The organism is Anaerosporobacter faecicola, assembly GCF_012070565.1.
Lineage (GTDB): Bacteria > Bacillota > Clostridia > Lachnospirales > Lachnospiraceae > Anaerosporobacter > Anaerosporobacter faecicola.
In genome coordinates this window covers 251,627-263,681 of the sequence record NZ_JAAQRO010000008.1, presented here as the reverse complement: position 1 = coordinate 263,681, position 12,055 = coordinate 251,627, and the positions used below count along the sequence as shown (strand labels likewise).

8 protein-coding genes are annotated in these 12,055 nt (G+C 37.4%); 3 read left to right on the top strand and 5 right to left on the bottom strand.

Annotated elements, in window-relative coordinates; genetic code table 11:
* Window positions 1–48 precede the first annotated feature (48 nt).
* On the bottom strand, window positions 49–318 hold the full coding sequence (locus HBB17_RS04375) for a hypothetical protein (RefSeq protein ID WP_167956077.1): 270 nt from the start codon (window positions 316–318) through the stop codon (window positions 49–51).
* 340 nt (window positions 319–658) lie between these two features.
* On the opposite strand from HBB17_RS04375, the gene nadA reads away from it, so the two are divergent.
* The 3 genes from nadA (at window position 659) to nadC (ending at window position 3,819) form a co-directional block, all read left to right on the top strand.
* A complete protein-coding gene (nadA, locus tag HBB17_RS04370; RefSeq protein ID WP_167956076.1) occupies window positions 659–1,564 on the top strand; it encodes a quinolinate synthase NadA in 906 nt (301 codons plus the stop codon).
* 79 nt (window positions 1,565–1,643) lie between these two features.
* Window positions 1,644–2,990 carry an L-aspartate oxidase gene (locus HBB17_RS04365; protein WP_167956074.1) on the top strand — a complete coding sequence of 449 codons (1,347 nt, stop codon included), beginning with the start codon at window positions 1,644–1,646 and terminating at the stop codon, window positions 2,988–2,990.
* Window positions 2,980–3,819 carry a carboxylating nicotinate-nucleotide diphosphorylase gene (gene nadC, locus HBB17_RS04360; RefSeq protein ID WP_207717318.1) on the top strand — a complete coding sequence of 280 codons (840 nt, stop codon included), beginning with the start codon at window positions 2,980–2,982 and terminating at the stop codon, window positions 3,817–3,819. Before HBB17_RS04365 ends, nadC begins: the two co-directional genes overlap by 11 nt.
* A gap of 123 nt (window positions 3,820–3,942) precedes the next feature.
* On the opposite strand, the gene HBB17_RS04355 is transcribed toward nadC, so the two are convergent.
* The 4 genes from HBB17_RS04355 to HBB17_RS04340 form a co-directional block, all read right to left on the bottom strand.
* Window positions 3,943–4,947, bottom strand: a complete 1,005-nt coding sequence (locus HBB17_RS04355; protein WP_167956072.1) for a patatin-like phospholipase family protein — start codon at window positions 4,945–4,947, stop codon at window positions 3,943–3,945.
* 47 nt (window positions 4,948–4,994) lie between these two features.
* Window positions 4,995–7,238 (bottom strand): DNA gyrase/topoisomerase IV subunit A, encoded by a 2,244-nt coding sequence (locus HBB17_RS04350; RefSeq protein WP_167956071.1) that lies wholly within the window; start codon window positions 7,236–7,238, stop codon window positions 4,995–4,997.
* Between the two features lie 16 nt (window positions 7,239–7,254).
* Window positions 7,255–9,189 (bottom strand): DNA gyrase/topoisomerase IV subunit B, encoded by a 1,935-nt coding sequence (locus tag HBB17_RS04345; RefSeq protein WP_167956069.1) that lies wholly within the window; start codon window positions 9,187–9,189, stop codon window positions 7,255–7,257.
* A 507-nt stretch (window positions 9,190–9,696) separates the two neighbouring features.
* Complete coding sequence (locus tag HBB17_RS04340) at window positions 9,697–11,409, bottom strand: methyl-accepting chemotaxis protein (RefSeq protein WP_167956068.1); 1,713 nt, start codon at window positions 11,407–11,409, stop codon at window positions 9,697–9,699.
* Window positions 11,410–12,055 lie beyond the last annotated feature (646 nt).

The following is a 12,055-nucleotide window of genomic DNA, read 5'->3' as shown; positions in this document are numbered from 1 at the left end:
GAATATAATCCAATGAAAATTGTTTTTATTTTTTTAGTACTTAAATGGTTAGTCACCTTTACTGCTTAAGTGATTGCTGTACTTTGCAAAGAACGCATTGTTATCTGGATTTACGGAGTAAGGTATAAATTCCTTCATTCTTGCATCAGATTGTGTATTGTAGGAATCTTTCGTTTTATTTTCCATCTTGTTTTCTATCTTGTTTTTTGATTCTTGTTTTTCATTTGGTTGGTTATATCCAATCTCATTCTTTCTAATCACATGAGCATTCGTCGTTTTATTCGTAGTGGTATTATTCGTTGTATTATTATTCGTCATGTTGTCTGTCCTTTCATGAGTAGCATCGATTGTCTAGTTTCTCGGTGAGCTGCAATAAGAATTGATTCTAATATGATGTTGTAATATAGAGTAATACATCGTTAGTTTGGTTCATTCTTTTTAGAAATATACGGATTCATTATGCATTATGATATGGTTCATATAGTGATTTTATTGGTACTTTGCTTATCTTTTCATGGTAAAAGTAAATTACTGTATAAAATATATGTTTACAGCTGACAAGACAACTATCTTGACAAAAACAAAATAATGTGCAACAATACGTGTTAATAAAAGCAAAACTTATCTTACACAAGATTGAAAGTATAGAGGAGATATTATGGAAACATTAGTGGAACAGGTGGAACGATTAAAAAGAGAACGCGATGCGGTAATCCTAGCGCATTATTATGTAAGTGATGAAGTGCAGGCAGTAGCCGATTATGTTGGAGATTCGTATTATCTAAGTAAGGTTGCAACGACAGTGAATCAGAAGACAATTTGTCTCTGTGGAGTACAATTTATGGGTGAGAGTGCAAAGTTATTAAATCCAGAAAAAAGAGTGATCATTCCAGATGCCAATGCAGATTGTCCGATGGCGCATATGGTGGATCTGGATCGGATAAATAAAGTCCGAGCAGAGTATGAGGATGTTGCCGTGGTTTGTTACATCAATTCCACTGCTACGCTGAAACAATATGCAGATGTCTGTGTTACATCGGCAAATGCGAAAAAAGTAGTTGAGTCATTGCCAAACAAAACAATCTACTTTATTCCGGATGAACATTTGGGAAGATATATTGCCAGTCAATTGCCAGAAAAACAGTTTATCTTTAATGATGGATTTTGTCATGTACATACAAGTATTACAGCAGATGCGGTAAAAAAAGCAAAAGAAGCAAGACCAAAAGCGAAAGTTCTTGTCCATCCTGAGTGCAAACAAGAAGTATTAGAACTTGCTGATTACATTGGCAGTACATCAGGGATCATTGCTTATGCAACAAAGAGTCAGGAACAGGAGTTTCTTATCTGTACGGAGATGGGTGTATTTTATGAACTAAATAAGAAAAATCCGGATAAGAAATTCTATTCGGTTGGACATCGACAGTTCTGTCCAAACATGAAACTGATTACCTTAGAGAAAGTTATTCGTTGCTTACAAGAGGAATCACCGTTAATTGAAATCGATGAAGAAAAGGCAAAGCAAGCAAGAATTCCATTGGAAAGAATGTTGAAATTGTCATAGAAGAATATATTCATTAGGAAATGTATGCCTGCGTAGTAATCACAGGCGACAAGAAAGGTTGGTTGAACGTATGGACCAAATGACAGATAAAAATGCAGATGAGCTTAGAGAAACGTATCAGGTTATTATTGTAGGTACAGGAGCAGCAGGTTTATTTACTGCGTTATCCCTACCAAAAGAAATGCAGATTCTAATGATCACAAAGGATGCGGTAGAGAATAGTGATTCCTATCTAGCACAAGGTGGTATCTCCGTATTAAAGAATGAAGAGGATTTTTCCTCCTATTTTGAAGATACGATGCGAGCGGGACATTATGAAAATAATGAAGAGTCCGTTCGTGTTATGATTCAATCTTCGAGAGCAATCATTGAACAACTTCTTACCTATGGAGTTGTATTTGACAAAAATCAGGATGGTAGTTTTGCTTATACAAGAGAAGGTGCACATTCTACATACCGGATTCTGCGACATGATGATGTGACAGGAAAAGAGATTACCAGTAAGTTGATTGCGCAGGTGAAGAAGCGAAGTAACATTCAAGTGTTGGAATATACCACGATGATTGACTTGTTGTCTGATGAGTCCTGTAAAGGGATTGTAATTGAAACCTCCACAGGAGAAACAAAGAATGTATATAGCAACGCCGTTGTTCTTGCAACAGGAGGAATTGGAGGTTTGTTTCAGAACTCTACGAATTTCCCACATATTACAGGAGATAGTTTTGCCATTGCGTTACGTCACCAGGTAGAGTTGCAGGATATTCATTACATACAGATTCACCCTACCGCATTATACTCCAAGAAGAAAGGAAGACGATTCTTAATTTCGGAATCTCTTCGTGGAGAAGGTGGTGTGTTGAAAAATCATAAGGGGGAGCGGTTTGTTGACGAGCTATTGCCTCGTGATGTGGTTACAGCGGCGATTAAAGAAGAGATGGAAAAGGAAGGGACGGATCATGTATTTCTTGATATTTCCCACTTGGAAGCGGAGAAGACAATAAAGCGCTTCCCTAATATATACCAGAGATGTTTGGAAGAAGGATATGATTTCACGAAAGAAGCGATACCAGTTGCACCAGCGCAACATTACCTGATGGGTGGAATCAAAGTAGATACGAAGGGAGCAACAACTTTGCCACACTTATATGCAGTTGGAGAAACAGCTTGCAATGGAGTGCATGGTGCCAACCGTCTTGCAAGTAATTCACTCTTAGAGAGTCTTGTATTTGCCAGTAGAGCGGCGGAACAGATTGTGAAAGAAGATGTTTTGCAACATCAGGAGGATATGCAGCAACAAATTGCAGTTGCTAGTTCGGTTCTTGATGATGACTCCAAACGAGTGGAATTATTCCGGCAACTAATATGGAAAGAAATTAAACGAGAGGATGAAAAATTTTATGTTAGATGGTGTAACAATGCAAATTAATATTGACGATTATTTAAAAAATGCATTAAAAGAGGATATAACTAGTGAGGATGTTACAACGAATTCGGTTATGAAGCATTATCAAAAAGGAAGCGCGCAGTTAATCTGTAAAGAAGATGGTATACTATGTGGATTAGCCGTATTTGAAAGAGTATTTCAACTTTTAGACGGAGATGTGCGAATGGAAACCTCCTATACAGATGGAGATGAGATAAAAAAAGGAGAAATCATAGCAACCGTAGTTGGTGATATTCGTGCTTTGTTGTCAGGAGAGAGAACGGCTCTTAATTATCTCCAAAGAATGAGTGGAATTGCAACTTACACGCATGAATATGCGAAAGAGTTGGAAGGTTCCCACACAACCTTACTGGATACAAGAAAAACAACACCTAATATGCGTCCTTTTGAAAAATATGCTGTTCGTATTGGAGGCGGTTCGAATCATCGTTATAATTTGTCCGATGGAATTCTATTAAAGGATAATCATATTGGTGCAGCAGGAAGTGTAACAAAAGCCATTGCCATGGCGAAAGAATATGCACCATTTGTACGAAAGATAGAAGTGGAAGTGGAGAACCTAGCCATGGTAGAAGAAGCTCTTGCAGCAGGAGCGGATATTATCATGCTAGATAATATGGATCATGATACAATGAAAAAAGCAGTTGCGATGATTGGAAAGCAGGCACAAACAGAATGCTCTGGTAATGTTACGAAAGAGCGGTTACGTGAAATTGCAGAGATTGGTGTTGATTTCGTGTCATCTGGCGCTTTGACACATTCTGCTCCAATCATTGACTTGTCTCTGAAAAACTTGACGGTTCTTTCTTAGTGGTCGATCTTCAAATGGGCGTGCAATTCTTTAATCATTAAACCTATAGGAATGGTTGTTAAAAAGCTTCCTAACTGGTGTTAGATCTTACAAAACACCAGTTGGGAAGCTTTCTTTTGTTTTTTACTGTTTTGATTTTGCAATTAATAGATGGGCGAACTGTTCCAGTTCACGATGTTTTTTTCGTACCAATTCATTTCCAATATCAAGTAAACGATCAATGGCTCCTGGTGAGGTGTCGTCCATCGCAGGTACATTTTCTTTCACCTGAGCAACAATTCGTAGGTATTGGTTTGGTATTCCAAGTATGGAATATAGCTTTTTCAGTTGATAATCAACCGTTTGTTCACTCGCATCCATCAATACATCAAGTAAAGGAAATGCCCAACGGAGTGCGCCCCAATGTCGTACCTGTGAATAGTTGTAGGTTTTGGAGGAACTTACGTTGCCCACAGAGAATAGGAGGGTATCCTTCAACTCCCTTGTCTTTTCTAGCTTAAGGGATTCAATCAATGCACAAAGGGCAGGATTGTTGGAAAATACACCACCATCTACCAAACAATCTGCACAGGCACCGTAGGACTCTGTACAGGTTGGAGGAAAGAATGTTGGCGCGGCAGTTGAGGCTAAAACAGCGGAAGCCAGATAGAAGTTGCGATCTTCCTCTTTCTTGCTGGATAGGGAATTAAAGAATACGGAGTTCCTCGTTGTCATATCATAGGAAGTCAATAAGCAGGGTTTTAGCAAATCAGCCGTTTTGACCTCTCCAAAATAGGACTGTAACGCAGCGGAAAATGCTGTGTTTTTGTATTTCGGTCCAAGTAATCCACCTAAACTAGTAATCTTATGAAGAAAATTGGTTTGGAACATGGATTTTCCTTTGGTAAGATAGAGATTTAATGCATCTTTTGCAGTATATTTTGGTCGATTGCAATCATTGGGACAAAGAAGAAGAGCTGCCAAGATGGACCCAGTACTCGTACCAGCAATTAAATCAAAATAATCCACCAAATAAACAGTATCTTTTCCTGTATATCGTTTTAACAACTCCTCTAGTTCAATTAACACGAGTGCAGATACGATCCCTTTCATTCCTCCACCATCAATTGATAAAATTGTTGTACGCATATGGAACCATCCTATTTTTTTATCAATATATGAGTGGAATTGAAAAATTATTCGGACAGATTTGCTTTTTGTCCACGTTTACGCATTCGAACTTTCCTTGCACTATATGTTTTGGATTCATACGTAAACCGATCCAGATTGCTGTCTTGTGCAGTTGCATATATTACATGATCGCCCGAATCTAGAGCAATGGCTTTGACACCACGACTTGTTTTCTTTAATTCAGAGACTTCCTCAAGTGGGAATCCGAGGGAGGCTCCCTTTTCTGTCAAAAGAATAACTTTCATGTTTTGTGATAGGATATCGTGTGCTGTTAACACGGTGATTGAGACAAGTAGATCATCTGCTTCTAGTTTGGTTGATGAGATCATAAGGCGATTTGTCTCAAATTCAGCACCAGATACCTGTTTAATAAAGCCATTTTTTGTTGTGAATAGTAATTGTGATTCGAATAATTCTTCAAACGAAGTATAAAGTAAGATGGTTTCTTTGTTGACTTTACATAAGTTGTGGATTAGGACACCTTTATCTTTGGTCTTTCCTTTTGGAATCGCAGCAGCTTTTACTTGATACATGTTACCTTCTGCTGTAAATAGACATAGGCGGTCTGTATTTTTCATCGAAACGATATGGGTATATTCTTTTAAGGTGTCTTGGGAGGCTCGGGAATAACTCGCCGAGTCAAGGGATTTGGTATAGCCAAACTTATCAATTAGAACATAGATATCTTCTTCTTTTACTTCTTCCACATAACCGATATTTTCGGAGTTCTCCAGTGTTGTACGTCTAGGTGTTGCAAATGCTTTTTTGTACGACTTTAATCGAGACTTAATGATCGCATACAACGCTGCTTTATCAGAAAGGACATGCTTATATTCTTCTATGTTAGCAAGAAGCGTATCATTTTCTTCATGTAATTTTAGAATCTCTAAACCAATTAATTTGCTCAGTGGCATAGCGAGTATTGCATCAGCCTGGCGTTCTGTGAAGGATAACTTAGAGGCTTGCTTTTCACTTGCTTTGGTTTTGAATGTAATATCGGTAATATCACCAGTAATCAAACAACCTTTGGCTTGCTTTACGGAAGAACTACCACGTAAAATCTCGATGATCAGATCAATGACATCGGTAGCTTTCATTAAACCTTCCACAATTTCCAGACGGTTTTGTGCTTTATCTAATAGATGTTGGTATTCCTTTGTGTATAACTCTTCTTGAAAGATGACAAACTCGTGGATTAATGCAGGCAAATTAAATACGATTGGTTGTTGTTCCTTTACAGCTAGAAGATTTACACCATATGTGTCTTCAAGCGCTGATTTTTTGTATAATCCATTTAAAAGGTTTTGAATATCTCTGTCTTTTTTGACCTCGATTACAATTCGGATACCTTCCTTTGAGGATTCATCCCGTACATCAAAAATCTCATCAAAGACTTTTTCTTTCATAAGAGTAGCCAGATTTTCAACCAATTTAGTTTTGTTTCCGGCAACGGTATAAGGAATTTCTGTTATAACGATATTCTTACGACCATTGTCTCCAGCTTCAATTTCCGTCTTTGCACGAACTTTTATTTTACCTTCCCCAGTTGTATAGATCTTATCCATTTCACTTTGATTTACGATGGTACCACCTGTTGGAAAATCTGGAGCAGGTATGTATTTCATAAGTTTCTCTGTAGTGATGTTAGGGTTGTCCATATAGGCTATAACGCCATCGATGACTTCTCCTGTGTTATGAGGAGGAATATTGGTAGCCATACCAACTGCAATACCAGTGGTACCGTTGATTAGAAGATTTGGCAACATTGCTGGAAGAACGCTTGGTTCCTGTTCACTATTATCAAAGTTTGGAATGAAAGGAACTAATCCTTTATCCAGATTACTTAATAAAGTCATGGCACCACTTGATAGACGTGCTTCCGTATAACGCATGGCTGCGGCACCATCTCCATCAATCGAACCAAAGTTACCATGTCCGTCTACGAGAGGCATGGAAAGAGAATAATTTTCTGACATATGAACTAAGGCATCGTAGATGGAACTATCCCCGTGAGGGTGGTATTTACCCATGGTATCACCGACGATACGAGCGCTTTTTCTATGAGGTTTATCTGGGGATAATCCCAGTTCATTCATGGCATATAAGATACGACGTTGTACAGGCTTTAGACCGTCACGTACGTCTGGTAATGCACGAGCGATGATAACGCTCATGGCATAATCGCGGTAGGAATTCTTCATTTCTTCCGCAAAATCTAATTGTATGATTGATTCCGATTTATTTGACATTCTTTATCCCTTTCTATTAAGCATCGATCTTTGCGTACTTGGCTTCTTCCATAATGAAGGCGCGCCGAGGCGGTACATTATTACTCATGAGTGTACTGGTAATTTCGTCAGCTTCAACGGTATCCGAAATATCCACTCGTGCGAGGATTCTTGTTTCTGGATTAAGTGTAGTTTCCCAAAGCTGTTCTGCATCCATTTCACCAAGACCTTTATAACGTTGTAGGTTCAGGATCTTAATATCAGGTTGTTTCCTGAATTTCTCTAATTCAAAATCATTAAATATATATTGGGACTGTTTCTTTTTCTTGGTTTTGAGAGCCGTATTTTCATACTCTACTTTATATAGAGGTGGAAGCCCACGATATACTTTTCCTTCCATGATCAATTCTGGCATGAACCGATAGAAGAAGGTGAGAAGCAGTGTACTGATATGGGCACCATCCACGTCGGCATCGGTTAAGATGATAATCTTGTCATAGCGTAATTTGCTGATATCAAAATCATCTCCAATTCCGCAACCAAAGGAGGCAATCATGGATTTGATCTCATTATTTACCAGAATCTTCTCTAAAGCTGCTTTTTCTACATTAAGAATCTTACCACGTAAAGGTAAGACTGCCTGGGTACGACGATTTCTTGCTGTTTTAACAGTACCACCGGCGGAATCCCCTTCCACGATATAGACTTCACATTCTTCTGGCTTTTTAGAAGAACAGGAAGCTAATTTGCTTCGGGTGTCTACATCTAATAATTGTTTTAAGACAGCATTTCTCGCTTTATCACCAGCACGTCTTGCCTGGTATGATTTAAGGGAGTTCTCTAAAATCGCACGAAGGACTTCAACATTTTTATCAAAATACCGTTGTACTTCGGAGGTAAATACATCTTCTACAGCACTTTTGGCATCCGTATTTCCTAATTTGGTCTTAGTCTGTCCTTCAAATTGTGGGTCCGGATGCTTGATGGATATAATTGCTACAAGTCCGTTACGAATGTCTTTTCCATCGAAATTATCATCTTTATCCTTTAAAATACCCAGTTCACGGGCATATTGATTCATAATACGAGTCAGTCCGGTTTTAAAACCAGTAACTAAAGTTCCACCGTCTACTACATTAATTCGGTTACAGTAGGCATTGATCTGTTCGGTATAACTGGTCGTATATTGAAAAGCAAGTTCCACTTCAATGTCACCACTGGTTCCTTCCGCATAGATGACTTCCTCATGAATTGGTGTAAGTTCACGGTTTAGATATTTTACGAAACTTTGAATACCGTATTCTTCGTGATAGATTTTTTCCGTTCCGTCTATTTCATTACGGAATATAATTTTCAGATTTTTATTCAAAAATGCAATCTCTGTTAATTTCTTTTTAATCGTTTCTGCTTTGAACTCTACGGTCTCAAAGATGGTTGGATCAGGATAGAAGGTAACACTGGTTCCCGTATCGGATTTGTTACATTTGCCGACGACAGGGATGTTACCATTTACTAATTCTGTTATAGGATGACCACCATTGGCATATTCATCACGGTAAATCTGACCGCCACTGCGTACTTCAATGATCATACGGCTTGATAGGGCATTTACAACGGAAGCACCTACACCATGTAGACCACCAGAAACTTTGTAGGCAGACGAACCGAATTTACCACCAGCATGCAAGATTGTATAAACTACACGGACTGTAGGGATTTTCTTCGTAGGGTGAATGTCAACAGGGACACCACGTCCATAGTCACGGATGGTAATTCCACCGTCCTTTTGTAAAGTGATATCAATTTGTGAACAGAATCCTGCTAGATGCTCATCAATTCCATTATCGATGATTTCCCAGATTAGGTGATGTAGTCCTCGTGTTCCAGTACTACCGATATACATACCAGGTCTTTTACGAACAGCTTCAAGACCTTCGAGTATAACAATCTGGCTACCATTATATTGTTCCATAAGTATATAGCTCCTTTCGAAGTAACAAAAACCAGACTATGGTTTTGCATTTGTTCTTTGTTTTGCATTTTGCGGCTTATTTTGTTCTATTCTTACGGTTTTTATGTACAGAAGTAGAAACATTTATGCACAGAAAAAGATAGATACCCTAATAAATAGTTGTAATTTACAACAAGATTATCTTAGTGGTATCCAATCGTATCGATTATAACATAAATAATAAAAATTCGCTATGGGTAAAGAGAGACGCTGCCGTAGGAAGCATTGTGTCTCATTCCTTTTGCATAGTAAATTCAATTTTACACCTGAAAAAAACTGTGTGATCTAATATCTAACAGAGATACGTTACACATGGTTTCTGCTCGTATTGGTACATACGTTTGTGACAGAAAACATTGTCACAAACGAAGTGCCGACGGCATCAAACAGTCTCTTTATAGATATTAGACTCCACAGTTTTTTTATGAAGAGTACTAATAAACTTTTTATTGATTAGAAGTTGCTGTATTACAAGGTAAACCCTTCCAGTAACATTTTTAAGGTTTCTGACTGAGATAAGAATTCCTGGCTTGCAGCGGAACTTTCTTCAGAAGCAGCCGAATTGGATTCTACGATTACAGAAATCTGTTGGATTGATGCTAGTACTTGATTTAACTGTTCGGCTTGGTTTGTACATGCATCGGTTATGCTGTCCACAAGATCTGAAGTTTTTGAGGAGCTTGTAACAATATCGTTCAATAGACTAGCGGTATCGTCTGCAAGTGTGGAACCATTTTTAATAGCATCGAGGGATTGGTTAATTAATTCCGTGGTATTGCCAGCGGCTTTTGCACAATCATTTGCTAGTTTACCAATCTGGTCAGCAACAACCGCAAAGCCTTTTCCTTGTTCACCTGCTCTGGCAGCTTCAATGGAAGCATTGAGAGAAAGGAGATTGGTCTGACTTGCAATATCGTTGATCACTTCAATGATCTGGGAAATCTGGTTAGACTGGTCTGTGATTTGGCTCATGGCTTGTAGTAAGGCTTCCATATGGGAGTTACCCTTTTGAACAATTTCAAGGGATTCCCCGGAGATCTTACTTACGTCTTGTGCTTTTGTTGCATTGTTTTGTACCACAGTAGTAATATCATTAACTTGGTTAACAAGTGTTGTAATGGAGTTATTTTGCTCCTGTGCACCTTCTGCAATGGACTGAGAACTATTAGAAATCTGTTCTGCTCCAGCAGCAACCTGATTTGCAGAATCTTTAATATTAACTAATAACGTGTTGAGGTAATGGATGATTTCCATTAGGGAGTTCTTAATTGGAGCAAAATCTCCTATATAGTCAATATCAACTGAAACGGTCATATCTCGATTTTCTAATTGTCCTAAAACAGTAGTAATGTTGTTAATATAAGAAGTAAGAGAAGAAATCGTCTTTGTTGTAGCAAGGGATAGGTCATTTATTTCACTGATATCGGAGTTATGTACTGAAACTTGTAAATTACCCTGTGCCAACTCATTCATTGCTTCTTTTATGTCAGTAACAGGCGTAACAATACGCTTTGAAGTTCGTTTAGCGTATTTGATGGATAATAGGTAGCTGCCGATGGCCATGATGATTAAAGCGGTGATGGATATGATGGAAACGAACAAATACTGATTAATCTGGCTCTCTGCATACTGGTTACAATCCTTTGCAATTTGGTCTAGAATTGTATTAATTTCATTAATAAGTGGAAGATAATTTTGTACCAATACATCATTGGCATTGGTCATACGGTGTTTGGTAACATAATCATCAATTTCCGCACGATATGGTTCAGACTCAATAAATTTACTTTCTAAATCAGAAAGAATACTGGAATCGGTTATATTTTCTCGTTTGACGATACGGAAGAGTTGTTGCAATTCTTCGTTTAGTTGTGCGACAATTGCATTCATATCTTCTTCTGCACCCTTCATACGAGATCCAGTCATCTGTACAATCTTGTGATACATAGTACTTTCAATCTGTTTCATTAAGTATTGTGTCTGAGAGGTATGCTTTTCCAAGGAGTAAGGACCAGTTTTAAAATCAATAATGGCGCTTGTTAAGATGATTGTGGTAAGTATGGATAAGATGCTGATTACGCAGGCAATGTTTCTGGTTAAGCCAAACGATTTGTTAATAACCTTGGCTAGTGGAAGAATTGTTGCTTTTTTGGGTTTGTTGGGGGATTTTTCTTTCTTCATAGTTATTCTCCTTATTCATTATGTATTTAGGTTTCAATGTCTAATTCCGATCTATAGGGAGCTTTTTCATGTGTTTGTATGTCTAATTCCGATCCATACAAATGTATTCTGTGTTGCTTATCTGTATCTAATTATGTTGAAACACAGGATAATGGATCGGTTTATAGATATGGAATTAAGTAAATAAGTAATTTAATAGGTAAAAATTATGTGATTTTATTATATAATGTGGGAGATGAACATTCTATAGATATTTTATACAATTATTAATTTATATTCATAGATATATTGTATATTTAATAGAAAATACATTTAAAGAGATATAATTAAAACTAATAACAAGAAAAATAGTGTTTTAAATATGCAAAACTTGAGTAATAAAGGATAAATATAAAAATAAGTTTTTCATGCAAATAACTGAAAAAAGTAAAGTGAATGTCGTAAATTAAAATAAAATGTAAGTTTTGGTTATAGTAATAGCGAATATAACTTACATGTTGATGCATAATAATTCGAATCTTCCTAATTAAGGGCAAGGAACGTACGTATTTCCTATTTGACATTGATAAAAAAAAGACATATAATAATGATAATAATTATCGTTATGGTAAATATAGGAGAGGTAAGTGTGAAAGAAAGTCTTTCA